At 71.0% G+C, this 25,114-nt stretch carries 28 protein-coding genes; 10 read left to right on the top strand and 18 right to left on the bottom strand.

Features of this window, described 5'->3' with window-relative positions:
• Nucleotides 1–64: 64 nt before the first annotated feature.
• From AC1UKG_RS07445 to AC1UKG_RS07420, 6 genes are read right to left on the bottom strand one after another with little or no spacing between them, the layout of a single operon-like run.
• Nucleotides 65–1,309: a beta-ketoacyl-[acyl-carrier-protein] synthase family protein gene (locus AC1UKG_RS07445; RefSeq protein WP_482642643.1), complete on the bottom strand. Its 1,245-nt coding sequence runs from the start codon at nucleotides 1,307–1,309 to the stop codon at nucleotides 65–67.
• The gene (locus tag AC1UKG_RS07440) at nucleotides 1,306–2,922 is read right to left on the bottom strand and encodes a class I adenylate-forming enzyme family protein (RefSeq protein WP_026271123.1); all 1,617 of its coding nucleotides are present in this window, start codon (nucleotides 2,920–2,922) and stop codon (nucleotides 1,306–1,308) included. The genes AC1UKG_RS07445 and AC1UKG_RS07440 overlap by 4 nt, the downstream gene beginning before the upstream one ends.
• Nucleotides 2,919–3,449 carry a beta-ketoacyl synthase chain length factor gene (locus tag AC1UKG_RS07435; protein WP_029122844.1) on the bottom strand — a complete coding sequence of 177 codons (531 nt, stop codon included), beginning with the start codon at nucleotides 3,447–3,449 and terminating at the stop codon, nucleotides 2,919–2,921. The genes AC1UKG_RS07440 and AC1UKG_RS07435 overlap by 4 nt, the downstream gene beginning before the upstream one ends.
• Nucleotides 3,446–4,525, bottom strand: coding sequence for a beta-ketoacyl synthase N-terminal-like domain-containing protein (locus AC1UKG_RS07430; RefSeq protein WP_018742314.1), 1,080 nt, complete (start codon nucleotides 4,523–4,525; stop codon nucleotides 3,446–3,448). Before AC1UKG_RS07430 ends, AC1UKG_RS07435 begins: the two co-directional genes overlap by 4 nt.
• On the bottom strand, nucleotides 4,518–4,757 hold the full coding sequence (locus AC1UKG_RS07425) for a hypothetical protein (RefSeq protein ID WP_018742313.1): 240 nt from the start codon (nucleotides 4,755–4,757) through the stop codon (nucleotides 4,518–4,520). The genes AC1UKG_RS07430 and AC1UKG_RS07425 overlap by 8 nt, the downstream gene beginning before the upstream one ends.
• Nucleotides 4,757–5,023 carry an acyl carrier protein gene (locus AC1UKG_RS07420; RefSeq protein ID WP_018742312.1) on the bottom strand — a complete coding sequence of 89 codons (267 nt, stop codon included), beginning with the start codon at nucleotides 5,021–5,023 and terminating at the stop codon, nucleotides 4,757–4,759. Before AC1UKG_RS07420 ends, AC1UKG_RS07425 begins: the two co-directional genes overlap by 1 nt.
• A gap of 15 nt (nucleotides 5,024–5,038) precedes the next feature.
• Here AC1UKG_RS07420 and AC1UKG_RS07415 point away from each other — a divergent pair, with 15 nt between their 5' ends.
• Nucleotides 5,039–5,767, top strand: coding sequence for a 4'-phosphopantetheinyl transferase family protein (locus AC1UKG_RS07415; RefSeq protein WP_482642644.1), 729 nt, complete (start codon nucleotides 5,039–5,041; stop codon nucleotides 5,765–5,767).
• Here AC1UKG_RS07415 and AC1UKG_RS07410 read toward each other — a convergent pair.
• Nucleotides 5,662–7,062 (bottom strand): class I adenylate-forming enzyme family protein, encoded by a 1,401-nt coding sequence (locus AC1UKG_RS07410; RefSeq protein WP_018813364.1) that lies wholly within the window; start codon nucleotides 7,060–7,062, stop codon nucleotides 5,662–5,664. The genes AC1UKG_RS07415 and AC1UKG_RS07410 overlap by 106 nt on opposite strands.
• A gap of 492 nt (nucleotides 7,063–7,554) precedes the next feature.
• Here AC1UKG_RS07410 and AC1UKG_RS07405 point away from each other — a divergent pair, with 492 nt between their 5' ends.
• On the top strand, nucleotides 7,555–7,968 hold the full coding sequence (locus AC1UKG_RS07405; protein WP_018742309.1) for a hypothetical protein: 414 nt from the start codon (nucleotides 7,555–7,557) through the stop codon (nucleotides 7,966–7,968).
• Between the two features lie 337 nt (nucleotides 7,969–8,305).
• On the opposite strand, the gene AC1UKG_RS07400 is transcribed toward AC1UKG_RS07405, so the two are convergent.
• From AC1UKG_RS07400 to AC1UKG_RS07360, 9 genes are read right to left on the bottom strand one after another with little or no spacing between them, the layout of a single operon-like run.
• Nucleotides 8,306–8,665 carry an antibiotic biosynthesis monooxygenase family protein gene (locus AC1UKG_RS07400; RefSeq protein WP_029122848.1) on the bottom strand — a complete coding sequence of 120 codons (360 nt, stop codon included), beginning with the start codon at nucleotides 8,663–8,665 and terminating at the stop codon, nucleotides 8,306–8,308.
• Nucleotides 8,665–9,909, bottom strand: a complete 1,245-nt coding sequence (locus tag AC1UKG_RS07395) for a beta-ketoacyl synthase N-terminal-like domain-containing protein (RefSeq protein ID WP_029122849.1) — start codon at nucleotides 9,907–9,909, stop codon at nucleotides 8,665–8,667. The genes AC1UKG_RS07400 and AC1UKG_RS07395 overlap by 1 nt, the downstream gene beginning before the upstream one ends.
• A complete protein-coding gene (locus AC1UKG_RS07390; RefSeq protein WP_018813365.1) occupies nucleotides 9,906–11,177 on the bottom strand; it encodes a beta-ketoacyl-[acyl-carrier-protein] synthase family protein in 1,272 nt (423 codons plus the stop codon). Before AC1UKG_RS07390 ends, AC1UKG_RS07395 begins: the two co-directional genes overlap by 4 nt.
• Before the next feature lie 22 nt (nucleotides 11,178–11,199).
• Entirely contained in the window at nucleotides 11,200–11,604 is a 405-nt protein-coding gene (locus AC1UKG_RS07385) for a cupin domain-containing protein (RefSeq protein ID WP_018736550.1), read from the bottom strand.
• Complete coding sequence (locus AC1UKG_RS07380; RefSeq protein ID WP_018813366.1) at nucleotides 11,597–12,316, bottom strand: SRPBCC family protein; 720 nt, start codon at nucleotides 12,314–12,316, stop codon at nucleotides 11,597–11,599. Before AC1UKG_RS07380 ends, AC1UKG_RS07385 begins: the two co-directional genes overlap by 8 nt.
• Nucleotides 12,313–13,689 carry an acetyl-CoA carboxylase biotin carboxylase subunit gene (locus tag AC1UKG_RS07375; protein ID WP_019872376.1) on the bottom strand — a complete coding sequence of 459 codons (1,377 nt, stop codon included), beginning with the start codon at nucleotides 13,687–13,689 and terminating at the stop codon, nucleotides 12,313–12,315. The genes AC1UKG_RS07380 and AC1UKG_RS07375 overlap by 4 nt, the downstream gene beginning before the upstream one ends.
• A gap of 13 nt (nucleotides 13,690–13,702) precedes the next feature.
• On the bottom strand, nucleotides 13,703–14,308 hold the full coding sequence (accB, locus tag AC1UKG_RS07370; protein ID WP_018742305.1) for an acetyl-CoA carboxylase biotin carboxyl carrier protein: 606 nt from the start codon (nucleotides 14,306–14,308) through the stop codon (nucleotides 13,703–13,705).
• Nucleotides 14,305–16,005 carry an acetyl-CoA carboxylase carboxyl transferase subunit gene (locus AC1UKG_RS07365; protein WP_018742304.1) on the bottom strand — a complete coding sequence of 567 codons (1,701 nt, stop codon included), beginning with the start codon at nucleotides 16,003–16,005 and terminating at the stop codon, nucleotides 14,305–14,307. Before AC1UKG_RS07365 ends, accB begins: the two co-directional genes overlap by 4 nt.
• A complete protein-coding gene (locus tag AC1UKG_RS07360) occupies nucleotides 16,002–16,334 on the bottom strand; it encodes a TcmI family type II polyketide cyclase (protein ID WP_018730480.1) in 333 nt (110 codons plus the stop codon). The genes AC1UKG_RS07365 and AC1UKG_RS07360 overlap by 4 nt, the downstream gene beginning before the upstream one ends.
• A gap of 2 nt (nucleotides 16,335–16,336) precedes the next feature.
• Here AC1UKG_RS07360 and AC1UKG_RS07355 point away from each other — a divergent pair, with 2 nt between their 5' ends.
• The 5 genes from AC1UKG_RS07355 (at nucleotide 16,337) to AC1UKG_RS07335 (ending at nucleotide 20,248) form a co-directional block, all read left to right on the top strand.
• Entirely contained in the window at nucleotides 16,337–16,477 is a 141-nt protein-coding gene (locus AC1UKG_RS07355; protein ID WP_018739776.1) for a hypothetical protein, read from the top strand.
• 251 nt (nucleotides 16,478–16,728) lie between these two features.
• Nucleotides 16,729–17,553, top strand: coding sequence for a BTAD domain-containing putative transcriptional regulator (locus tag AC1UKG_RS07350; RefSeq protein ID WP_018742303.1), 825 nt, complete (start codon nucleotides 16,729–16,731; stop codon nucleotides 17,551–17,553).
• Nucleotides 17,554–17,631: 78 nt separating this feature from the next.
• Entirely contained in the window at nucleotides 17,632–17,979 is a 348-nt protein-coding gene (locus tag AC1UKG_RS07345) for a TcmI family type II polyketide cyclase (protein WP_018742302.1), read from the top strand.
• A gap of 7 nt (nucleotides 17,980–17,986) precedes the next feature.
• Entirely contained in the window at nucleotides 17,987–19,339 is a 1,353-nt protein-coding gene (locus AC1UKG_RS07340; protein ID WP_018742301.1) for an FAD-dependent monooxygenase, read from the top strand.
• 201 nt (nucleotides 19,340–19,540) lie between these two features.
• Nucleotides 19,541–20,248 carry a helix-hairpin-helix domain-containing protein gene (locus AC1UKG_RS07335; protein ID WP_018742300.1) on the top strand — a complete coding sequence of 236 codons (708 nt, stop codon included), beginning with the start codon at nucleotides 19,541–19,543 and terminating at the stop codon, nucleotides 20,246–20,248.
• A gap of 100 nt (nucleotides 20,249–20,348) precedes the next feature.
• Here the strand turns inward: AC1UKG_RS07335 and AC1UKG_RS07330 are convergent, their stop codons facing one another.
• Nucleotides 20,349–21,788 carry a membrane protein gene (locus AC1UKG_RS07330; protein WP_018742299.1) on the bottom strand — a complete coding sequence of 480 codons (1,440 nt, stop codon included), beginning with the start codon at nucleotides 21,786–21,788 and terminating at the stop codon, nucleotides 20,349–20,351.
• 416 nt (nucleotides 21,789–22,204) lie between these two features.
• On the opposite strand from AC1UKG_RS07330, the gene AC1UKG_RS07325 reads away from it, so the two are divergent.
• A complete protein-coding gene (locus AC1UKG_RS07325) occupies nucleotides 22,205–23,560 on the top strand; it encodes a hypothetical protein (RefSeq protein WP_026325092.1) in 1,356 nt (451 codons plus the stop codon).
• Between the two features lie 94 nt (nucleotides 23,561–23,654).
• Here AC1UKG_RS07325 and paaI read toward each other — a convergent pair whose 3' ends face one another.
• The gene (gene paaI, locus AC1UKG_RS07320; RefSeq protein WP_018742297.1) at nucleotides 23,655–24,077 is read right to left on the bottom strand and encodes a hydroxyphenylacetyl-CoA thioesterase PaaI; all 423 of its coding nucleotides are present in this window, start codon (nucleotides 24,075–24,077) and stop codon (nucleotides 23,655–23,657) included.
• A gap of 155 nt (nucleotides 24,078–24,232) precedes the next feature.
• On the opposite strand from paaI, the gene AC1UKG_RS07315 reads away from it, so the two are divergent.
• Nucleotides 24,233–24,748: a FluC/FEX family fluoride channel gene (locus tag AC1UKG_RS07315; protein WP_018742296.1), complete on the top strand. Its 516-nt coding sequence runs from the start codon at nucleotides 24,233–24,235 to the stop codon at nucleotides 24,746–24,748.
• Entirely contained in the window at nucleotides 24,745–25,110 is a 366-nt protein-coding gene (crcB, locus tag AC1UKG_RS07310; RefSeq protein ID WP_018742295.1) for a fluoride efflux transporter CrcB, read from the top strand. The genes AC1UKG_RS07315 and crcB overlap by 4 nt, the downstream gene beginning before the upstream one ends.
• Nucleotides 25,111–25,114 lie beyond the last annotated feature (4 nt).

Genomic DNA, 25,114 nt, shown 5'->3' with positions numbered 1-25,114 from the left:
CCAGCCTTTCCCACAGATCCCCCGCGCTGGTCGTGCGGGCGCTCCGCCCGCGAAGGTCGCACCGTCATGTCCGCGGCCGGGTGGCTCGCGCGAGTAGCAGGCTCACGTTCTGCCCCCCGAACCCGAAGGAGTTGGTCAGCGCATAGCCGGTCTCGGTCGCCCGGGGCTCCTTCCGGATGTGATCAGCCGGGCAGGCCGGGTCCGGGTCATCGAGGTTCCAGGTCGGCGGAAGCAGGCCCCGCCCAAGTGCCAGGGCGGTCGCCGCCGTCTCCAGTACTCCGGAGGCCCCGAGCAGGTGGCCGGTGAGCGCCTTGGTGGAGCTGACCGGTACCCCGTTCGCCCCAAAGACCTCGGCGAGTGCCGTGGTCTCGGCGATGTCGCCGAGTGTGGTCCCGGTGCCGTGCGCGTTGACGTAGCCGACTTCGGCCGCCGGCACCGGCACGCGACGGCCGGTGAGCGCCCGCCGGATGGACTCCGCCGCGCCGGTGCCGTCGGGCCTGGGTGCGGTCGGATGGTAGGCGTCGGTCGTCACGCCGTACCCGGCGATCTCCGCGTACCCGGTGGCACCCCGGGCCGCGGCGTGGGCGGCGCTTTCCAGCACCAGCAGGACCGCTCCCTCGGCGAGCACGAACCCGTTCCGGCGAAGGTCGAACGGTCGGCTGGCCTCCGTCGGGTCGGCCCACCCGCGGGCGAGAGCGCGGGCGTTGCCGAAGGTGTCCGCGAAGGTCGGGAAGAGCGGCGCCTCGCTGGCCCCGCAGAGCACCACGTCCGCCTCGCCGGCCTGGATCAACCGAACGGCGTCGGCGACCGCCTGGACACCGGAGGCGCAGGCGGTGCCGACCGAAGAGCTGTAGCCCCGGATTCCGTGCCGGATCGCGATCCGGGCCGACGGCATGTTCGGCAGCACCCCGGTGAGCAGGTACGGGCTGACTCCCGCTCGCCCCCGGGCCGCCCGGGTGAGCACCTGCGTCTCCAGGGTGGCCAGCCCGCCGACCCCGCCGACGATCACCGCCGCCCGCTCTGGGGCAACGTCCCGACCCACCTCGAGACCGGCATCGGCGAGGGCGTCCGCGGCGGTGAGCAGGGCGAGCAGCACGATCCGGTCCAGGACCCTGGTGTCCGGACCGGTGGATACCGACCGCGGGTCGATCGCCGGTAGCACCCCGGCGACCTCCAGGCTTGCGGCGGCGGGGTGGTCGGCCGGCGGACGGGCCAGCCCGGAGCGGCCGGTGCACAGCGCCTCGAAGGTGGCGGCAGCCCCCCGGCCTACCGGGGTGTACAAACCCATCCCGGTGATGACCGCGGTCATCGGGACGCCTCGCTCAGGTAGCGTTCCCGCAGCGCCACCTTGCGAACCTTGCCCGTCACCGTGACCGGAATGTCGGCGGAGCGGACCGGAACCACCCGCCGTAGGGTCGCCCCGACCTCCCCACCCAGCGCCTCCCGAACCGCCGCGGTGCGGTCCGTGGTCTCGTCCGCGTCGGTGGCCAGTTCCAGCAGCACGTCGGTGACGACACCGGCCGGCTGGCGCACCATGACCACCGTGCAGTCGGTGACCTCGGGGCAGGCGGCGAGGATTCGTTCCTCGGAGAGCGCGGTGTAGAAGCGCTTTCCGTCAACCGAGTCGACCGAGTCGACCGCCCGGTCCAGGTGGTAGTACCAGCCGTCGGCGTCGGCGTAGACCAGGTCTCCGGTCAGGTACCAGCCACGCTGACGGTGGCGGTGGGTGGTGACCGAGTCGTTCCAGTAGCCGCGGAACAGCGACGGCGAGTCGATACCCAGCCAGCCGGCCTCGCCGGTGGGCACCGGCTCGCCCGCCGCGTCCAGCACGGCGACCTTCGTGAACCGGTACGGCCGACCAATGCACCGCCCGTACCGCTCGGTCTCCCGGGTGTGGGTGATGTGGAACATGGAGTGTCCCATCTCGGAGGAGCCGAGACCGTCGATGAACACTGAGCCCGGCACCCGGGTGACCCCCGTGCGGGTCATCATGTCCCGGGAGCCGACCGCCACCAGGTGCCGGATGTGTGGCTCGTGCGACGAGTCACCGGTGTTGAACCACAGCCGTACCGAGGCCAGGTCGTACCCGGCCAGATCACACCGGGCCAGCTCGGCCCAGGTGACCGAGAAGCCGAACACCCCGTCCGGGCGCCAGCGCTGGATGGCGTCCAGGACCCGCTCCCCACCTTGTTCGGAGAGGAGGAGCATCTCCGCGCGGTTGCCGAGCACCTGGTTGACCATGAGGACGGTGGCGGTGTGTGGGGCGGGCAAGGCACTCAGGATCCGGCTGGTGCCCTGCGCCTGCGGCATGCTCAGTAGGTGCCGGGTCGCCGCGAAGAGGCTGGCGTGCGAGTGCAGCACCGCCTTCGGCACTCCGGTGGTGCCGGAGGTGTGAGTGATCACGATCGGGTCGTCCGGGTGGTGCCGGTAGTGGGCGGGCGCCGCGTCCGGGTCACCGCTGCCGGCCTCGGCCGGGGTGCCCAGCACCGGGACGCCAAGGTCGTGTTCGGCGAGCAGCGTGCGGTGTGCCTCGTCGGCGAGCACCGCGACGCCCCGCAACCGCCGGATGTACTCGGCGGCGATGGTCGGCTGCAGCTGCCCGTTCATCAGCGCCGGGATCGCGCCCAGCCGGGTCAACGCGAGGTAGCTCAGCACCATGTCAGCAACCGCGGTGGCCCAGACCGCCACCGGGTCACGGGGACCGATTCCCCGTTCGTGCAGCCAGGCGGCCCGAGCTGCCACCCGACGGTCGAGCTGTCCCAGCGTGAGCGCCGTCTCGGCCGGGTGCCCGTCCAGCGCTGTGTCGAAGGTCAGGCAGGGCGTATCCGGGTCGGTGCCGTGCGCAAGCACCCGCTCGAGCACGTTCCCGGCGCCAATCTGACTATCCGCGGCGAGCGGCCCACGAATTCCCCTTGGTCTCATGGTCGGTCTCCTCCCCCCAGCAGCACGGCGACAGCTGACTCCACATCGCCGTCGTCCGGTGCCGTGTCGATCAGGATCAGCAACACCGCGTCGGCGTCGCCGTCGTACAGCAACAGGTCGGCCTGGGCGAACCCGGCCGCCCGCGGGTCGTCGGTCGGCGCGAGGCAGACCACCGGTCCACCCAGCCCCCAGCGGGCGGCCACGTGACCGGCCACGCTGTTCGGCACCGACTGGAAAAAGAACAGCGGTCCCGGCCGACGGTCGGCGGCGACCGCGGCCCGCACGTGCGCCGCGCTGGCCTCGTCGCCGGTCGGGCTGACCAGCACGATCGCGGTACGCTCGGCGTCGGCGTCGGCGTCACGGGCCGGCGTGGCACGGTGCGCCCGGCGCAGGCACCGATCCGCTACCGCCGCCACCAGCGGGTTGAACGCCGAGTGGACGAATCCTGGTAGCGGCGGTACCACGTCGTCGCCCGGCTCCGGCCAGGCCGCCTGGGCTCGAATGGACAGTCCACTTGGGCCGGTCACGTCGCCCCCACCAGCAGCGCGGTGCTCGCGCCGCCGAAGGCGGCGTTGAGGGTGAGCGCGTAGCCGGTAGCCGCCGGTCGGGGCGCGTCCCGGATGACATCGAGCGGGCAGTCCGGGTCCGGTCCAAGCCAGCCGGCGTTCACCGGCAGCTTGCCGCGCTGCAGCGCGAGCACCGTCACCACCAGTTCCAGTAGGCCGGACGCCTCCAGGGCATGCCCGTGCAGGGCTTTGGTGGAGCTCACCGGTACCCGCTGGGCCGTCGGGCCCAGCGCGGTCCGCAGCGCCGCCGCCTCGGCCGCGTCGCCCGGCCCGGACCCGGTGGCATTGGCGTTGACGTAGCCGATCTCCGCTGGGTCACGGCCGGCGCGGACCAGCGCGGCGGTGATCGCCCGGGCCAGGCCACGGCCCTTCGGTTCCGGCTGGCACGGATGGAAGGCGTCACCCGCCCGTCCCCAGCCGAGCAGGCCGGCGATCGGTTGCCGGGCGGTGTCGGCGCGTTCCAGCACCACCGCCGCCACTCCGTCGCCGAGCAGCAGGCCGGTCCGCCCGAGGCTGAACGGTCGCACCGCCGCATCGGTGGCGAGTGCCCGGCCGACGTCGAAGAGGGCGTACTGGTCGGGCTCGACCAGGTAGCCGGCGGCGACCACGGCCCGGTTGACCTCGCCGCGACGCAGCAACACCGCCGCGTCGGCGACCGCGTTGGTTCCCGAGACACACGCCGTGGTGTATGTGCGCACGGCGGGGAAACCGGTGGCCGTGGCGAGGCCAGCGCTCAACGCCGGTACGGACCTCCCGCCGTGCATCGCGAGCAGCAGAGCCGCCTCAGCGCGTTGGGACGCGGTGAGCCCCGCCGAACGACACGCCATCATCACCGCCTCGGTCAGTTCGTCGGCGAGCGAACCGGTGTCCGGCAGGGTGGCCGCCGCGTTGATCCGCCGGGGGCTGGTGTTGAACCGACGGACCGGCCGGAACGCGGGGATTCCGGCAAGCACCCCGGCCACCTGCGCCGCGGCACCCCGACCGAGTGCACTGGTCGCGTGGACACCGGTGAGGAGAACATCGGCCGGCTCACCCATTGGCGGCGGCCAGGGCGGTCTGGAACACCACCAGTGCGTCGTCAACGGTGCGCATCCCGGCGAGTTGGTCGTCGGTGAGGTCGAGTCGCCGGTCATAGCGCTGCTCGACCAGGTGCACGAGCCAGGCCAGCTCCATCGAGCCGATCCGCTCGGGCTGGCCCATGGGTCGGTCGGTGAGCTGGGCGAGCATGGCCACCAGGTCGCCTCGCACCAGGTCGGGTTGACCGGCCATCAGGAGCGGTCGCTCGGCGCCCCGGCAACCCGGTTGGCGACCATCGTGGTGAACTCGCCCACCGTCATCAGAGCCAGCTGCTCCGACTCCTCCTCGGCGAACGTCAGCCCGTACCGGTCCTCGACCCGGACAGCCAGGTCGGCGAGGGCCAGGGACTCCAGGTCCACTCCCGCAGGCCCGAGAGTGGCGTCGTCGTCGATCCCCTCCACGTCGTAGTTCATGTCGGTAAGTTGCTCGATGACGAAGGCGCGGACCTCGGCTCGCATGGTTAACCTCTCTCCGTGAACCTGTCACCGGTGTCCGGTCGGGACACCGTTTACGTCTGGATCGGTCGGGGTGTCGGCGGTCAGCCGGCCTCAGCCGAGTGGCTGCTGCGACAGGCCGCCGCTGGTGTGCTGGACTGTCCGAAGGCGGACCTCGTGGTGACCCACCGGCCTGGCGCGGCTGCGCTGGTCACCAGGGACACGGGCCGGGGCCGGGTCACCGTGCCGGCGAGTGTGAGCCGTGGCGGCGGCGTGACGGTGGTCGCCGTCCGGACCGGCGGGCCGGTGGGGGTGGACGTCGAGCAGTGCCGTCAGCTGCCCGCGCTGGGCCTGGCCCACCGCTGGTTCGACTCGGCCGAAGTGGCCTGGCTCGCCGCCCGCCCCGAAGCCGGACAGAGTCGGGACTTCCTGCGGTTGTGGACCGCGAAGGAGGCCGTCGGCAAGGCACTCGGCCTCGGTCTGCGCGCCGGGGGTCCGGCCCGGCGGATGCCGATCCCCGGCCCCGGAGGGATGCGCCCGGTGCCAGCTGTCGCCGATGTCTGGGTCGGCCATCCCCACTGTCCCGGGACGCTGCTCCTGGCGGTGGCGGCGGTCGGCGGCGAAGCTGAGATGGTCGTCGTCGGGGAGGCGGAGCAACCTGGTCACGATGTCCCTGCCGTCCGCAGTGTGTCCACCGAGCGGACCAGCTTGCCGGTGGTCGTGCGGGGCAGTTGGTCGAGCAGCCGCAGGGTACGGGGCCGCTTGTAGCTGGCGAGCCGCTCGGCGAGCTGTTGGTCCAGGGCCGCCTCGGTGAGGGTGCCCACCGGCTGCACGTACGCGGTGATGCCGTCGTCCCAGACCACCACCGCGGCGGCGACCCCAGGAAGGTCGGCGACCGTGTTCTCCACCTCGGTGAGATCGACCTTCATCCCGCCGACGGAGACCTGGGAGTCGAGCCGGCCCCGGATGGTCACCAGGCCGCTGGCCGGGTCCACGGTGCCCGCGTCCCGGGTGTGTAGCCAACCTTCGGACCAGCGGGACGGATCGGTGCCGCCGAGATACGGGGAGGCGGGGCAGCTCACCCGTAGCTCGCCGGCGATCTCGCGAACCTCGACGCCGGGGGCGGGGATGATCCCTGGCCGGTGTCGTCCATGCAGGTCCGTGCCGATGACTCCGACCTCGGTCATCCCATACATGTTGCCCAGCGGCACGCCGAACCGATCGGTGAAGGAGCGAGCCGTGGCGGCCGGCACCAGTTCCCCGCCGGTGATCATCCGGGCAAACATGGGCAGTGGCCGGTCGAGCTGGGTCGCGGCCAGTAGTCCGATATGGAAGGGAACGCCGAGAACGGTGGCCGGGCTGTCGGCGGCGCCGATCGCATCGAGCACCGCCGCGCCGCTGAGTCGTTCCGGTGGGACCAGTTCGACGCCGGCGTGCAGCCCGTAGAGCAGGCCACCGACGAGGCCGAGCACGTGCACCATGGACGGAAGCAAAATGAGTCGTTCGCCGGGTAGGGCCACACCATCGAGCTGGGTGTAGCGACGCACCTCAGCGATCAGGTCGGCGGCGGTCCGACCGATCACCTTGGCGGGCCCGGTGGAGCCGGAGCTGAGTTGGACCACCGCGTGGTCGGTGGCGGCCGGGCGGTCGCCGTACGCGGTGACTCCCTCGGTGACCTCGACGAAGACTCGTAGTGCCGCGCCACCGGTGCGGACCGGCGCCACGACCACCTGTGGGGTGAGCCGTCGCAGCGCGCGGTCGGCCTCGTGGTCGGTGAGGCGATGGTCCAGCAGGATGGCCTGGGCACCGCTCCGCCAGGTGGCGAGCAGGTTCACCACGTACGCCAGGGACGGCGGCAGCCGTAGCGCGACGGCACCCCCGGGGCGCAGTCCAGCGGCGCCGAGGCGGGTCTGCGCCTCGGTGACCAGCCGGTGTAGAGTGCCGCGGTCAACCGGGGCGGGAAGCCGGAAGCAGACGTCGGCCGGTTTGCCGGTAAACAGAAAATCGTCCACCCAGTCGGGATCGGTCGAATTGGAATAGTGGGGGGAGGGTTTCCCGTTCACTGCCGTTCACCGCCCAGCGCAAATAAGGGCATTCCTGCCCTTGAGGAAGTTTCACTGAGATGCTGAGGCCGACCCTACGGCAGACTTCAGATCCGCTAACAGGTGCGAAAGGATAGATCAAAAAAAGCGGGTGGCCGGATTGCCGGCAACCACTTCGCCGTGCAGGATCGCGCGCGTGCACCCACACCGAAACCAACGGGTGACCCTTCATGCGTTAGGAGGACCTTCAATACCCGAACGCATGATGCGCCGCCCCCACGACCGCCTCCCCCGCCGATCGCATCCGCGTGCGGGGATACCCATCCTCAAATATGACATTTATTCTTCCACACCTATTGCCCAAATAAGCCGGGTAATAGGGCAGCCGTACTTCGTAACCAAGCTGTCGGAGCACCCTTGTGGGTAGACATGCTGGTGCGTCGGTGCGGGCGGCTGCTTGCGGTTCGAACAGGAACGACAACCGTCAGGTGGGGTTGCCGTAGGGTCGAGGCCATGTCGCTGCCTGTACCCGATGGCGTCCTGGCCGCTGTGCGGGACTTCGTGGCCCGGATCGACGCGCTGGAACCGGGCGCGCCGCCTCTGGGGGACCTGACGATCTGTCTGAACGGGCAGGAGTCGCGGCTGGCTTTGCGCACCCCGGTCGCCCGGGCATTGGTGGCGGCGTTGCGGGGATACCACGATCCGCGGGACCGGGGTCGCTGCGACCATTGTGGTAGCCCGCGGCTTGACGACAACTTCCTGTGTCGGGACTGCGGACGACCCAACGGGCTATTTGGGCAGATGCTCGCGGAGCGGGCAGCGCGGCACGCCGAGCCGGCAGCGATTTCGGCCACGCCGGTCGACGAGAGCCGGCACGCGCGGCCGCGCCCGGCGGGTCAGTTCGACTGCTCGAGCAACTCCGAGTAATACTTCACCAGGTCGTCGAAGGAAGGCGGCGAACCGGCGCGGCTCGTCGACCTCGACGACCCGGGCCCGCACCACCATGTCCGGGAGAACACCACCGTGACCTTCCCGCCCTCGACCGGCTCGACATCCACCCGGAAGCCGCACCACGAGGAGTGTTCACCGCGTGAACCGGTCATAGCAAACTGCCATTACAGGACCGCGTGGGGCAAGGGCACACGCCACGGCCATGCCGGGCGGGCCGGCATGGCCGTGGGCGCTGCGCCAGTCAGTCGTGGCAGGAGCCCGCTGTCGCGTCGCCGTAGCTGGCCAGCCAGGGTGCGCGATGGCCGTGGTGCCGTCAGGGCAGAGTGGGAGTCTGGGCAAGAATGTGGAAGCGCAGGGAGCGGGCATCGGTGAAACACTCCCGCATCGGGCGAACCAGGTCACGGTGCTCCGGGCTCCGCTCCCACGCCTCGAAGTCCGCCAGACTCGCCCACTCGCTGGTGATCAACCACTGCTCCGGGTCCGCCGCCGACCGGCACACCTGGTCAACCCGGTGTCCCGGCACCCCGTCCGCGACGAGGTGGCGCACCGCCTCGTACGCGGCCAGGAACGCCTCCGTCCGCTCGACCGGCACCCGCACCAGGAACACCACCCGCGCCTGCGCCGCACCGACGCCAGACCGGGTCAACGCCTTTCGCTCGTCCAGTTCGGTCACTACTCACCGCCGTCACTCGGCGCCGCCCCAAGCAGGACCAGCGCACTGTTGAACCCGTCGAAGCCGCGGGCGCAGACCAACGACAACCGGTTTACCGGCCGCCGCTGCTCCCGCAGGAAATCCAGCTCGCAACCCGGCGCGACCTCCTCCGGTCCCGCGGATGCGGGCAGCGTGTCATGCGCGAAGGCCAGCAACGCGGTCGCCACGTCCAAGGCGGCTCCCCCCTGATGGGCCCGCCCGGTCAACGACTTCTGCGTGGTGACCGGGGGCAGCCGATCCCCGAAGACAGCGCGCAACGCGATCGCCTCGCTGCGGTCGTAACGCGGCACCCCCAACGCATCCGGCACCACCATGTCGACCGCGTCCGCGCCGACCCCCGCCCGGTCCAGCGCCAGCCGCATCGCCCGGGCGTACTGCACCGGGTCCCCCGCTGTGTCCGCAGTGGTGTGCGCGCCGTCGTGGGTGGCACCCCACCCCATCACCTCACCGTAGATCCGGGCCCCGCGGGCCAGGGCATGGCTCAACTCCTCCACGACGAAGACCGCACCCCCCTCGGCCGGCAGGTAACCACTCGCCGACGCGTCGAAGGGTCGGTACGCCCGCTCCGGGTCCGCCCCCTCGCTGAGCATCCCGGAGGCGAGCTGACAGGCGAGCGCGTACGGGCTCAACGGGCACTCGGTCGCCCCCGCTATCACCACCGGGGTCCCCCGGCGGACCGCCCGGGCGGCGTGCGCCAGGCTGTCCAGCCCACCGGCGGTCTCGGACACCAGCACCCCGCACGGCCCCTTGAACTGGTGGTGGATCGAGAGCTGACCGACGCTGGCGGCGTAGAACCAGGCGATCGACTGATACGCCCCGACCGTCCGGCTGGACCCGCCCCACAGCCGTTGCAGCTCCCGCTGCCCAAACAGGTTCCCCCCGGAGGAACTGGCCAGGGCGACCGCGTAGCCGTACGGGTCCGGAGCCCGCGGGGGCAGTCCCGCGTCGGCCAGGGCCAGCCGGGTGGCGGCGAACCCGAGATGCGTCCACCGGTCGGTCTGCACCAACCGGCGGTTGTCGGCGTAGGCGGCGGCGTCGAACCCCGACACCTCACCGCCGAAACGGGTCGGGTAGCTGGATGGGTCGAACAGGGTGATCGGCCCGGTGCGGCGGGTTCCGGTCCGCACCGTCTGCCAGTGCGCGTCCGCGCCGATACCGCTCGGCGCGACCACCCCGATCCCGGTCACCACCGCCCGCGCGGTCACGACGTCACCGCCGACAACCGCCGGAACACCATCGCGGACTGGAACCCGCCGAACCCGCTGCCCACCGACAACGCCACGTCCACCGGCAGTTCCCGCGCCTCGTTCGGCACGTAGTCCAGGTCGCACTCCGGGTCGCGCGTCGCCCAGTTGGCCGTCGGTGGGACCACGCCGAACTCGATGGCCAGCGCGCAGGCGGCCATCTCGATCGAACCGATCGCACCGAGAGAGTGCCCCACCATCGACTTGATCGAACTGATCGGCACCCGGTACGCGGACTCCCCGAGCGCCCGCTTGAACGCCGCGGTCTCATGCCGGTCGTTCTGTCGGGTGCCGGAGCCATGGGCGCTGATGTAGGAGACCTGATCGGCCCGGATCCGCCCCTGGCCGAGCGCGTCGGTGATGGCGAGCCCCATCTCCAGCCCATCCGGACGGAGCCCGGTCATGTGGTAGCCGTTGCTGCGGCCGGCGTACCCGGCGACCTCGCAGTAGATGTGCGCGCCCCGCCGCCGGGCCCGCTCCTCCTCCTCCAGCACCAGCACCGCGGCGCCCTCGGCGAGGACGAAGCCGTGCCGGTCGGCGTCGAACGGGCGGGAGGCGTGCTCCGGGTCGTCGTTGTCCGGGCTGGTCGCCTGGATGGCGTCGAACGAGGCGACGGTGACCGGGGAGATTGGCGAGTCGGCGGCGCCGCTGAGCACCACGTCCGCCTCCCCGTCGGCGATGAGTTGGTGGGCGTGGCCGATCGCGTCGATCCCGGACGTGCAGCCGGTGGAGACCACCTGAACCGGGCCGTGCAGCCCGTGTCGGCAGGCCACGTCGGCGGCGAGGCTGCTCGGTACCAACGCCTGGTACAGGTATGGGCCACCCAGGGCGGCGTCAACCAGCCAGTTCCGACCGCCGTCGCTGACCGTGACGTACTCCTTCTCCAACGCCATCGTCCCACCGACTGCGGTGCCCAGGACCACCCCGGTGCGATCACGCAACGCCTCGGTGAAGTCCAGGCCGGCGTCAACGACCGCCTCGGCCGCGCAGGCGAGCGCGAACTGCACGTACCGGTCAGCACGACGCTGTTCGGGAATGCTGAGGCCGGCGGCCACCGGCTCGAAGTCACACTCGGCGGCGATTCGCGACCGGAACGGCGACGGATCGAAGAAGGAGATCCGCCGGGTCGCCGTACGCCCCTCGGTGATCGTCTTCCAGAACCTGTCCCGAGTGGCGCCACCCGGCGCGACCACCCCGACGCCGGTCACCACCGAGCGGCGCCCGGTCACGGCGCCACTCCGATCTTCCCGGTCATGACCCACCTCGTTGCGTGACGAGTTCGGTATCGACGTGGCCCAGTTCGGGACGGGGAGCGAGCGGACCGAGGTGGAACACGACCTCGGCGTCCACGGTGCCGGTGTTGCGCAGTCGATGCCGGACGTTGATCGGGACGAAGAGCGCCTCGCCGGTCGCCAGCGGGACCGGCGCGTCGTCCAGGTCTACGGTGATCGCACCCTGTGCGACGTAGAGGAACTCCTCGCTGTAGGGGTGGTAGTGCTCGGCGATCCGCTCCCCCGGTCGCAGCGTCGCCACCCCCATGAAGCCGGAGGTGCTGCCGACCGTCCGCGGACCGAGCAGTACCCGCAGCTCGCCGCCGCGGCGGGTGTCGGCGGCCACGTCCGCCGCGGCCACCACCCCGGGCTCCCGCTCACTCATGCCCGGCTCCCGTCTCCTGCGCGGCCCGCCGTTCGATCTTCTCCTTGATCACCGCGAGCTGCACCGCGCTGTTGGTGTTGATCCGATCGGTCATCTCGGCGTTGGTCAGCGGGGCGGTCGGCTTCATGGCGAAGTCCTGCGTCCAGATCATCCGGGTGCCACCGGCCTCCTCGACGTAGCGCCAGTGGATCCGCATGTACTCGAACGGCCCCGGCTCCACCCGCTGCGCGTGGACCTCCCGACCATCCGGATCGGCCGTGCGCTCGCTGACCCAGCTCCACGCGACTCCGTTCTCGTCGGGGTGCATGGTGAGCCGGAACCGGACGGTGTCCCCCTCCCGGTGCAGGATCTCGGCCACCGCGTACTCGGTGAACAGGTCGGGCCAGCCGGCGACGTCGTTGGTGACCTCCCAGACCAGCGCTAGGGGTGCGGCGATCACGATCTCGTTCTCCGTGTGCCCGGCCGGCTCGACGCGGCGGGCGACCAGATCCGCGACGCCGGCGATGCTGAGCTGGCCGGTCTCCTCGGGAATTCGCACCTGCCACCGGTCGGCGACCACGGCGGAGAGTTCGAGCAGGGCCAGGGAGTCCATGCCCAGCTCCTCCAGCGAGGCGGCCGGGGCGCGGGTGGCGGCGTCGGCGTCGAGCCCGCAGTGGGCCACCAGGATGTCGGTGATGTCGGCGGCCAGTGGGCGGCCGTCGGTAACGGTCATGCGTTCCTCCTCGGTTGCTTGGGCAGATCGGCGAGTAGCGTCTCGACCAGACCGGTGCAGTGGCGGCCCTTACGGAACCCGGCGTCGTCGAGCACCCGCCGGACGAACGGGATGGTGGTGTGGACGCCGGGGCCAGCGACGTCGAACTCGCCGAGGGCACGTTCCAGCCGGTTGAGGGCCAGCTCCCGGTCCGGAGCCCAGACCGCCACCTTGGCCAACAACGAGTCGTAGTGGGGGCCGACGACGTAGCCGGGATACCCGTGGGTGTCGACCCGGGTGAAGGGGCCGCCCGGGGGGACGAACCGCTCCAGCCGGCCGGGAGTCGGTGCGAAGTCCCGATCCGGATCCTCGACGTTGACCCGGCACTCGACCGCGACGCCGTGCGTCACGATCTCCTCCTGCCGCCACCGCAGCGTTCCACCAGCGGCCAGGTGCAGTTGCTCGTGCACCAGGTCGATTCCGGTCACCATCTCGGTGACCGGGTGCTCCACCTGGATCCGACAATTGATCTCCAGGAAGTGGAACTGTTCCGCCGGATCAACCAGGAACTCCACTGTCCCCGCACCGGTGAATCCGGCCTCCAGCGCGCCGCGCAGCGCGCTGTCGGCGATCGCGTCGAGGACGGTCGCGGACAGGGCCGGGGCGGGCGCCTCCTCCACGAGCTTCTGGTGTCGGCGCTGCACCGAGCAGTCCCGGGTGCCCAGGTGCACTCCGTTGCCGTGGGCATCGCAGAGCACCTGCACCTCCACATGCCGGGCGTTGCCGAGGTACCGCTCGACGTACACCCGGTCGTCACCGAAGGCGACCTGGGCGGCGGCCCGGGTCCGCGCGTACGCGCGCGGCAGCTCGGCCGGCGCGGAGACGACGGTCATCCCCCGGCCACCGCCCCCGGCGGCGGCTTTCACGATCACCGGGTAGCCCACCTCGGCGGCCACCCGGGCGGCGTCGGCGGCGGTCGGCACCGGTGCGATGCTGCCCGGTGGCAGCGGCAGGCCGGCGCGGCTCATCAGCGCCCGAGCCGACGACTTGTCGCCCAGGACGGCCATCACCTGCGGCGGCGGCCCGACGAAGACGAGGCCGTTGTCGGCGCAGATCTCGGCGAAGTCGGCGTCCTCGGAGAGGAAGCCGTAGCCGGGGTGCACCGCCTGCGCGCCGACCAGGCGGGCCGCCTCGACGATGGCCGCCGGGTTCAGGTAGCTGCGGCGGCTCGAGGCCGGTCCGATCAGGACCGCCTCGTCGGCGAGCCGCACCGCGGCCGAGTCAGCGTCCGCCGTGGAGTAGACCACCGCGGTACGGATTCCCAACTCGCGGCAGGCGCGCAGCACCCGCAGCGCGATCTCGCCCCGGTTGGCGATGAGTACCTTGCCGAACATCAGCCCACCCACCTCAGGCCGAATCCACCGCGAGCAACGGCTGGTCGTACTCCACCGGTTGGCCGTCGTCGACGAGGACCTCGGTGATGCGCCCGGCGCGGTCAGCGGTCACCTCGTTCATCAGCTTCATCGCCTCGACGATGCCGACGACCTGGCCGGGATGGATCTGGTCGCCGACGGCGACGAACGGCGCAGCGCCGGGCTCCGGCGCCCGATAGAAGGTGCCGACTATCGGCGACCGAACGGCGTGCCGAGTGACGGGCGTGGCTGCTGGTTGCGGGGGGACGACCGGCGCCGTGGCGAGGAGCGGTTGCGAAGGGACGACCGGCGGCCCGGCGAGGACCGGCTGCGGGGGCGGTTGTCCGGCGTCAGCCGCCGCGTGCCACTCCACCTCCAGGATCGCGTCGCCGCTGGCCAGCCGGATCCGCCGGATCGGCCCGGCCAACTCGGCGAGGAGCTCCCGGGCCTGTCGGCGCAGCCCGGTCAGCGCGGCGTCCGCCGCAACGTGGGATACCGCGGCCGCAGTGGCGTCGAAGGCGCCGGCGGCCCCCGGTTCCGGGTCCGCCGTCGCGTCACCGTTGAGAGTCGTGACGCCGATCGGCGCCAGTTCGGCGGTCATCGGGCACCCGCCTTGGCTCCGAGGCCGGCGGCACCGAACCGACGGAACCGCCGCCTCCGTTGGCGAACCAGGGTCACGGTGGGCACGTCGAGCAAGGGCATCAGGTGCGCCAGCACCGCCTCCCGCACCGCCTGCATCGCGGCCGGCGGGTCGTGGTGCGCGGCTGGTGCCGGTTCCGGCACCACCGCGTCCACCACCCCGAGACGACAGAGGTCGCCGCTGGTCAGCCGCAGCGCGCGGGCCGCCTGCGGCGCCGCGGAACGGTCCGGCCAGAGAATCGCCGCACACCCCTCCGGGCTGATCACCGAGTAGACGGCATGTTCCAGCATCAGCACCCGGTCGGCGACCGCGAGCGCCAGCGCGCCACCGCTGCCGCCCTCACCGGTGATCACCGCGACGACCGGGGTTGGCAGCATCGTCAGGGTCAGGATGTTCTCCGCGATCGCCGCGGCCTGGCCTTGTTCCTCCGCGCCCACGCCCGGGTCGGCACCTGGGGTATCGACGAGGGTGACGACGGGCAGCCCCCACCGCGCGGCCAGCCGGACCAGCCGGAGCACCTTCCGGTGCCCGGCCGGACTCGCCATTCCGAAGTTACGCGCCATCAGGTCGGCGGTGGTGTGGCCCTTCTGGTGGCCGACCACCAGGACCGGGCGGCCGGCCAGCTCCGCCACACCGCCGACGACCGCGGGGCAGTCCGCGCCCAGCCGATCACCATGTAGCTCGATGAAGCTGTCGAAGGCCGTCTCCAGATAGTCCAGGGTGGTTGGTCGACCCGGGTGCCGGGCCAGCCGGACCGTCTCCCAGGCATCCCGTCCGTCGGCACCGTGCCCCGGTGCCGACGGGCCTTCCACAGGTGGGCGCTCCGGTTGGGGGTCGACGCCCGCCCGTGGGCGCCCGCCGGATGCGGCGGCGAGCAGCGTGGCGAGACAACCGCGGAGGGCGTGCCGGGGCACCACCAGATCAACCTGGCCGTGTCGCAGCAGAAACTCGGCGGTTTGGAACCCGTCGGGCAGCTCCCGGCCGGTGACCTGGCGAATCACCCGAGGACCGGCGAAGCCCATCCGGGCGCCGCTCTCGGCCACCACCACGTCGGTGTTGGTGGCGAACGAGGCGGCAACGCCGCCGTACGTCGGGTCGGTGAGCACACTGACGCTCGGCACTCCGGCCTCCCGCAATGCGGCGACGGCCTGGCTGACCGTCGCCATCTGCATCAGCGACAGCACCCCTTCCTGCATCCGCGCTCCGCCGGAGGCGGTCACCACCACCAGCGGAACCCGGTCGGCGAGGGCACGTTCGGCGGCCCGGGTGATCAGCTCTCCGACCGCGCAACCGAGGCTGCCGCCGAGGAAGCGGAAGTCCATCACGGCGATCACACAGGGCATGCCGGCCACTGCGGCGGTACCGCAGACGACCGCCTCGGCCAGCCCGGTGCCGCTGCGCGCCGCGGTGAGCCGATGCGGGTAGGGAACGACGTCGACGAAGCCGATCGGATCCACCTCCGGCGCCGGGTCAGCGAGCGCGGTGAACGATCCGGGGTCCACCAGCTGGGCCAGGCGGGCCGGCGCGTCAAGCCGGGAATGTGCGCCGCACTCCGGGCACACGTCCAGGTTCCGCCGCAGCCGCTTGCGATACAGCAGGCTGGCGCAGCCGCCGCAACGCGACCAGAGCTGCCCGCCCCGGGGCGTGGTCGGGTTCACGGCCGGGTTCCAGGAGCATCGAACCGGTAGACACACCGGGCCATCGCGTCTCGCGGTTCCCGCCAGGTCGGCAGGTACGGCGAGACGTACGGACGCAACCGCTCACTGACCCGGACGAACTCCGGGTGCTGCCGGGCCCCGGCGACCGCCGTCTCCCCCGGTAGCTCCGTCTCCAGGAGGTGCAGGTACAGGTCTTGTAGCCGGTACAGCGACCGGTGCTGGACCCCGGCCAGGCGAGGCAACTCGGTCGCGTCGGACTCGGCGAAGATCTCGGCGATCCGCTCCTCCGCGCTCGGGTCGACCTTCGCGACGATCAACGAACGCTCCATTGATGAACCTCCCCCAACGGCTGCGGGCGCCGGCGGCGCCGTACGCCGAAAAGCCGGATGACTATGCGCACCATGGCGGCGCCACCGTCACCGGGGCGTCACCGGAGCCGTCCCCAGCCCAGACTTTGGTGACGGTGCGTTGACGCTGACTGTGTAGGAGCTGTGACATGCAACCTGCACATAGTGGCCTATCCCCAGTTCAGAGCGGGTTTCATAGCAGTCACACACCGATCGGGGATGTTGACGGTGCGTGACTAGATTGATAATCTCCGTCACGGTTAACCCGGTGGCCGTGACCCGACGCCGTGCCGCGGGACCAGCTACCCCGACCTGTGGGGTCACGGGCAGCCGCGCCGGGGGACACAACCGAGGAACATTCCGCAGGGGGTCCGCCATGGCCGCTGGTCCGTCCATGCCGACCGCCGGGGACCGTCCGGGTACTCCGATCCGGCTGCACCTGCTGGGCGGGTTCCGGCTGTTGCACAGCAACGCCCCGGTGGTCGTACCGCGCGGGCTGCAACGCGTACTCGCGCTGGTCGGCCTGCGCCCCGGCACCACCCGCAGCCACCTCGCCGGGCTGCTCTGGCCAGACACGCCGGAGGAGCGCGCCCTCTCCTCGCTCCGCACCGCCCTGTGGCGGTTACGGCAGGACCCCTACTGCCCGCTGCACACCAGTGGGGACACCCTCCGACTCGGACCCGGCGTCCAGGTCGACGTGGACGCGCTGGTCGGCATGGCCGCCCGGATCCGGGACGGGGACGACCCGAACACCGCCGCGGCCGTACTCGCGAAGGGCCGCCACGACCTCCTGCCCGGCTGGTACGACGACTGGGTGTTGGCCGAACGGGAGCGGCTACGCCAGCTGCGACTCCACATGCTCGAGGAGCTGGCCGACCACTATCTGGCAGCGGGCCGGCACGGTGAGGCGCTCGAAGCGGCGTTGGAAGCGCTGGCCGCCGAGCCGCTCCGCGAGACCCCCCACCGCCTGGTGGTCCGCATCCACCTCGCCGAGGGTAATGCCTTCGAGGCGGTGCACGCGTTCTACGTCTACCGAGACCTACTGCGTCGAGAGCTACGGCTCGAGCCGTCGGCCGCGATGACCGCCCTGCTTGACGACACGCTCCGGCCGATCCGGCAGGCCAGCCGTGACCCCCACGGACGCCGACAGCCGCCGACTCCCCGCGTCACCAGGACGGACATGGATGTGACGGGCAGGTGACAGGGAGCTCGGCAGCGTGGAGACGGCATCCGCCCCGAACCGGCCGCACGGGGCACCACGGTGGAAGGAATCTTCAAAATGAGCCGACTACTGATCGTCAGCAGGATCGTCCCCGGCGCGGAGGGACGGGTGGCCCAGATCTTCGCTGAGTCCGACGCCACCGAGTTGCCCAGCCTCACCGGCGTCCGGCACCGCTCCCTGTACTGCCTGCATGACCTGTGCGTCCACCTGATGGAGACCGCCGACGTGGACCCGGACACCCTGGCCGGCGCCCGGAACCATCCGCTCTACCGACAGGTCAACGAGCGACTCTCCGCACACACCTCCCCGTACCTGCCGACCTGGCGCTCACCGCGCGACGCCATCGCCGGCTGCTTCTACCGTTGGGACTCCGCGGCTGCCGCCGCGCCCCACGTGGCGGGCTGACGCCCACGTGTCCCGCGACCAACCGCACGTTCTGATCATCGGGGCGGGGACCGGTGGGCTCTGCCTGGCGCAGGGACTGCGCCAGGCCGGAATCGCCGTGACCGTCTATGAGCGGTACCGCACCCGAGGCGATGGCCTGCTCGGTTACCGGGTGGGCATCGGACCAACCGGCAGCCGGGCGTTGCGCGAGTGCCTGCCGTCCGACCTTTTCCACACCTACCTGGCCACCTGTGCCAAGTCCCCCCGCTACTTCAACGTCATCACCCAACGGCTCCGGCAGACCGCGTCCTTTCCGCTACGACCGGAGACCGACCTGGTGAACACCGAGCGCTCCGTCGCCCGGATGACCCTGCGCCAGGTCCTGCTCACCGGACTGGAGGACGTGGTCCACTTCGACAAGGCCCTCACCCACTTCGAGCAGCGCGATGACGGCAGCGTCACCGCGTACTTCGCGGACGGGGACAGTGCCACCGGCGACCTGTTGGTAGGCGCCGACGGCACCCACTCGGCGGTCCGGCGCCAGTATCTGCCGCACGCCGTCACCCGAAACGCGGGCACCATCAACATCGCCACCCGGGTCCCGTTCACCGAGGAGGTACGGGCGCTGCTGCCGGAGCGGATCGAGCAGGGCATCTCGCTCATCTTCGGCAGCGGTGGGGTGATGGGTGTCCTGCACGTCATGGAGTTTCCGTGGGACCGCTCGGGCGCCCTCAAGGACGGCCTCGATCCGGCCGACGTGGCGCTGTTGAACCGCTGGCCCGGCCGGGCGCACGACAGCACCCGCGACAACGTGAACCTGGTGGTCTGGAGTACCGCCCGGCGGTTCCCGCCGGACATCATGCGCCAACGCGGCGACGAGCTGATTCGGACCGCGCTCGGCCTGACCCGCAACTGGCACCCGCACCTGCGCCAGCTGCTGGACATCGCCGACCCGGCCAGTGCGCTGCCGGTCAAGGTCTCCACCAGCGAACCGGTTCCGCCCTGGAAGAGCAGCACTGTCACCCTGCTCGGCGACGCCATCCACACGATGACGCCGGGGCGCGGGGTGGGTGCGAACACCGCCCTGCGGGATGCCGCCCTGCTGACCCGGCAGCTGTGCCATACCGCCGCCGGGGAGAAGACGCTGTTGCAGGCGGTAGCCGACTACGAGGCGGCCATGCTGCCATACGGCTTCGCGCGGGTGGCGGATTCGTTGAACCGCAGCGGCACCAGCGGCGACGACCCCATGTACAAGCCGGTCGTCGGGCGGCTCGCCCTGCTCGGGGCCCGGGGCTACTTCGGCGTCACCAGCCGGGTGCCGCGGCTCGCCCGTCGGTTCGTCGATGACTTCTACAGCTACCGAGGCGAGGAGGAGGACTGACCACAACGGCCGGACCCCAGCCCGGGGTCCGGCCACGCCAACCCTTAGGCGACGTTGAGTTGCGCCGTGACCACTGTGGGTGTGCTCCGATCTGGCTACGAGCTGTGTTACCTGGCCATGCTGTCGTACCGCACCGGGAATGTGGCAAGCTGCGGCGAGCTTTCTCGACTAACTCGCTAAATCGAAAAGGGGAGGTCTGCCGTGGCGTGGTCGGACTGGCCGTTGATTGTCGTGGCCCTGCTAGTGGGCGCCGCCGCCGGCTGGGTGGTCCGCGGCCGGCGTCAAGCCGCGCGGGGTGACACCACTGGGGATGGTACGCCGGCACCCGCGACGAGGATCGCCGTAGGGGAGCCCGCCCCCACCTCCACCGACCGCGACACCAGCACCAACACCAACACCAGCGCCAACACCAACGGTCCTGACGCGACCGCACCGGCTCCGGCCCCGGCTCCTGCCGCGTCAGAGCCGGCGTCGGCGACAGAGCAGATCGACCTGGCGCCAGCGGCCCGGGAGCACACCGCGACGGCCGACAGCGGCCAGGCCGAGGAGCCGGCCGACGCCGACACGACGGCGCCCCCGGTGGCCGCCCCACAACCGGTGGCGCCCGACACCGAGCCGGCGGACCCGGCCCCGGTCGCCGCGGAGTCCGGACCGGAGCCGGACACCACGGACGACTTCCGCCGAATCCAGGGGGTCGGGCCGAAAATGGCCGCGGCGCTCCACGCCGCCGGCATCCGCACCTACCGGCAACTCGCCGAGTTGGACGAGCCGGCGCTGCGGGAGATGATTCGCGCCGCCGGCCTGCGTGGCGCGGCCAGCCTGCCGACCTGGCCTCAGCAGGCGAAGGCGCTGGCGAAGGCGCCCGAGCCAGCGGGTGCGCTGCCGACCGAGAGCGGCTCGGGCACCTAACGGCGTGGCCCGGCGACACCGGCCGACGGACGTCCGACCGCACCGGGGACGGCTCTGCCGTCCCCGGTGCGGTCGGATACCCACCTGATCGCGGGTGGTGTTACCGGAAGCAGTTCAGCACCGGGCCGGTGCTACCCAGACAGTTGGTCTGCTGGTTCTCCCCGACCACAGTCTGCGAGTCCAGCGTTGCCTGCGCCTTGTCCACAAGCAGACCGCCGGCCGGCAGCGTTGACTGGTTCCCGGTTACGTGACTGCGGTAGAGCGCGATCCGGCCCATGCCGACCGCGATCCCGCCGCCGGTGGACTTCGCTGCGACGGCGCGGTTGTTCCGGACCGCACTGTCCCGAACCAACAGGTTCGACTTGGCCGCGTGAATGCCGCCGCCCGAGCCGTGTGCCGTGTTGCCCTCCACCACGCTGTCATCCAGCGGCACGAGGCCCTGGGAGGTGGATACGCCGCCGCCGTTGCCGGTCGCGAGGTTGTCCCGGATCTCCATTCCCCGCAGGAAGATCAGCGCGTCCGAGTTCGCGATCCCACCCCCGGTTCCCGCCTGGTTGCCGACAACGGTCGAATCGGAGACGCGGGTACGGGCCGAGAAGCTGGCCAGACCCCCACCCTGCGCCGCCGAGTTCTGCTCGAAGGTGCTCGTGTGCACCTCCGCCGCGGCCTGGTAGTTGCCCAGCCCGCCGCCGTAGGCCGTGGCGCTGTTACCCGTGAAGGTCGAAGAGTGCAGGGCCAGCACCCCGTTGTTGAGCAGCCCCCCACCCTTGCCCGCCGCTCCGAGGGCGTGGTTGTTGATCAGCGTGCTGTCCCGAACGACCATGTTGCCGTCGTTGAACAGGGCTCCCCCGCCGCCCTCCGCCGAGGACGAGGTGTTGTTCATCGCCGTCACCTGCTCGATCAACGCCGATGCGCCGTGCACCACGTGGACAGCACCTCCCTCGGCGTCCGAGTGACCACCGACGAGCCGGACGTTACGCAGAGTTAGCTCACCGGCATCACGGACAGTGAAGAAACGGAACACCTCGGCATCCTGCGCACGCTCGATCGTGGCCTGCTCACCTTCGATGGTGACCGGGTGGTAGATGACCGGCAGCCCCGCCTTGTCGTCGGCGGGGTCACGCGGCGGCTTCTCGGCCGCGCCCGGGTTCTCGGCCGCGTCCGCCGCCTCCCGCGCGTCCCGGATCCCACCGTCGTACAGATCGGGCTGCTGGAAGGCGTCGGTGAGCGTGTAGGTACACCTCGGCGCGAGCCGCAGCACCCCGCCGCCCTCAGCGTTGACCCGGACCAACGCGGCGATCAGCTGGGCGCTGTCACAGGGCACCGGCGCCCCGAGGGACTCTCCGCCGAGTTCACCGGCGGAGTCACCCTGGGCCACGGAGGCGTTCTCGCTGCCGTGCGGTCGCTCGTGCGCCGCGGCCGTGCCGGCGAACCCCGCCGCTCCGACGACCAGGCCGCTGGCTACCAGCCCGCCGGCGAGCAGCCGTCGGGGCCGGCGCCGGCCCCCCGGCGGTCGCTGGCTGTCGTGATACGTGGACATCGTGCTCTCCTGCCTTCCCCTCGCACCTGAGCCGACCGGACGATTCCGGACGGTAGGGCACCGACCACGTGGTCGTCACCGAACGTCACGGTACGGACCAAAGAGAGAGCGGGCTCGACAACGTGAATAAATCACCTCTTTACCTCACATTCTGGAACGCAGTGCCAACCGGCGGCCGACCGGCCGATGGTCGGCATCGCCGGCGGCCGCACCGCCCCCCACGGCTCGTGGACAACCAAAAACGACATCCTCATCCCACTTTGGGGAGATATCCTCGTATTCATACTGTTTTGACGTTTGTGTCGGTTTAGCTCAAGGATGGTTGCTACCGCCTGCCTGGTAGCCGAGGAACGGCACCCGGCTCCGTCCGGGTGGCTGACTTCTCATCCGCGACAGGGAAGGACACCAAGACCGCGATGAACCATCCGCACCACGACCACGACCACGACCACGAACCAACCCCGCCAGGTGGAGGCCGGACGAGAGGACGATGGTGGACCCTCGGGCTGGCCGGGGTAGCAGGCCTGGCCTTGACCGCCGCCGCCGCCACCCCGGCCGCCGCCGCCATCGGGCGCACTCTCGCCCCCGACGACCGACCCTCCGCCGACGGGCACCGCGAGGCGAACAAGGGCGACGGCAAGGGACGCAAGGAGAACAAGGCCAAGGGCACCCCCGTCCCCTGCAGCGCGGACAAACTCATCGCCGCGATCACCCTCGCCAACGCCCGCGGCGGCGGCATCCTCGACCTCGCCAAGGACTGCACCTACCTGCTCACCACCAACATCGAAGGCAACGGCCTCCCCGCGATCACCACCCCAATCACGCTCAATGGCAGCAAGCACACCACCATCGAACGCTCCACCGCCGCCGATCCATTCAGAATCCTCAGCGTCGACACCGGCGGCAACCTCACCCTCAACAAACTGTCGATCACTGGCGGTGTGGCCGAGGAGGACGGCGGGGGCGTCCTCGTCAACCAGGGCGGAGAGTTGACCGTCACACACAGCACCATCACCCGCAACATCGCCGAGGACAACGGCGGCGGCATCGCCAACAACGGCACCACCAGGGTCAAGGGCTCCACATTCACCCTCAATCGAGCCCAGGTGGGTGGTGGCATCCAGAGCAACGGCCACCTCAGTGTGGCCGAAACAGAGATCAACCTCAACGCCGCCGGGGATGTCGGTGGCGGCATTGACGTAGGCGAGGATGGCACCGCGCTGGTGCACAAGAGCGTGGTGAACGACAACACGGCGGAAATTGCCGGCGGACTGAACATCGACTCCGGGATTCTCCGGCTCACCCACTCGGAAGTCGTCGGCAACTCCGGCGCCGATGACGGTGGCGGAATCGTCCTCGGCGAGGCGCAAGCCACGCTACAGCAGGTGAAGATCGTAAAGAACACCTCCTTCGAGGGCGCGGGAGTAGCCGTCTTCTCCGATTCCACGCTGGTGGCCGAAAAGACCCTGATCAAGAACAACATCTCCCTTGGGGAGGGTGGCGGAATTTACAACGACGGCCAGGCCGTACTGCGCAAAACCGAAATCGTCAGCAATCTTGCGGACGAGGCGGGTGGCGGCATCTTCAACGACAGCGACGGCACAATCAGCCTCTTCACCACCAAGGTCATTAAAAACATCTCCGCCGAGGACGGTGGCGGGATCTTCAACGAAGCCGGCGGCACGGTGAACCTCAACACCGCCACCGGCACCGTGGTGGCCAAGAACCGGCCGAACAACTGCTCCGGCGACGTGCCTGACTGCGCCGGATAACAGCATCCGAACGCCTCGGACCCGAGGGGTTTCGTTCCCGCCAGCTGTCGGTGGGGGGCGGAACCCCTCGAGTCGCGCCGCCGCCCCGCCCGGCTCAGTCCCCGTTCAGGACTCGGCTACGACCACGAAACTCGGCGATCACCACATTGTCGGCTCTGGTGACCGTGACGTCGTAGATCCCGCTGCGGCCGTAGCGGAGGCGTTCGGCGGCGTGGGCAAGCAGCAGATCCCCCTCGCGCGCCGGCCGGACGAAGATGATGTCACCGCCGGCCGCTACTGTCACCGGTCCGTGGCTGTTACCGGCCAATGCGAAGGCGGTGTCGGCGAGCAGGAACAGATAGCCGCCGTGGGCGATACCGTGACCATTGACCATCGCCCCGGTTACCCGCATCCGGGCCACCGCCGCCCCCGCCGCCGCCTCAACCAGCTCGATACCGAGCGCACGCGAGGCGACATCAGCAGCAAACATGTCGTACGCGGCGTTGCGCCGTGGTGGCTGGGGCGGACGATCCGACATCGCCGCTCTCCTCACTGCGCCGAACGAACGCTTCGACGATCTTGCCACCGTACGCCACCGCCGCGGGTCCGGCACCACCGACGCCCGGCCGGACCCCGCTACCGCGTGGCCGTGCTGCCCCGCCGTTAGGGTGGGCTCGGTCAACGGCGGGGTGGATGGGGGAACGGGTGTCCGGACCGGAGCAGCGACGCGTCGACCCCGACGTCGACCTGGCCGTGCCCGCCGATCGCGCCGAGCTGCCCGCCCGCCCGGCCGCGGTGCTCGCCGCCGTCTCCGCCGGCGGTGTGCTGGGCGCGCTGGCCCGTGCCGGCCTCTCGGCTGCGCTGCCGCACGCTCCCGCGGGCTTCCCGTGGCCGACGTTCGCGGTCAACCTGAGCGGATGTCTGCTCATCGGCGTGCTGATGGCGGTGCTCGCCAAGCGGGCCGACCCACCGGTGCTGGCCCGGCCGTTCCTCGGGGTCGGGGTGCTCGGCGGCTACACCACCTTCGCCACCCACGCCGTGGAGGCGCGGCAGTTGGCCGCCGACGGCGCGGCGACGACCGCCCTGGCATACCTCGTGGCGACCCTGGCCGGTGCGCTGCTCGCCGTCTGGGTCGGCTACGCGGCCACCGACCGGTTCACCCCATCGGTCGGCGGGACCGGGACGGAACAGCGGGCGGTGCGCAGATGACCGCGCTGCTCGTCGCGCTCGGCGCGGCCGTCGGGGCGCCGCTGCGCTACCTCGCCGACCGAGCGGTACAGGACCACTTCGGTGCCCGCTTCCCCTGGGGAACGTTGACCGTCAACGTGGCCGGCTCGCTGCTACTCGGGTTCCTGCTGGGACTCCCGCTCCCGCCGGCGGCCGGCGTGCTGCTCGGCACCGGGCTCTGCGGCGCCCTCACCACATACTCGACAGCCAGTTACGAGACCCTGCGCCTGGCCACCGCCGGTCGGTTTCGTCCGGCGGCGGCCAACGCGGTACTCGGCGTCGCCGCCGCGGTGGCCGCGGCGGCGCTCGGCCACCTCGCGGCGACCGCCCTGCCCTGGGCGTGAGCCG

This window comes from Salinispora sp. CH2A1_6, from assembly GCF_056820975.1.
Note: the sequence above shows the minus strand (reverse complement) of the source record. Positions and strands in the feature narration are given on the sequence as shown.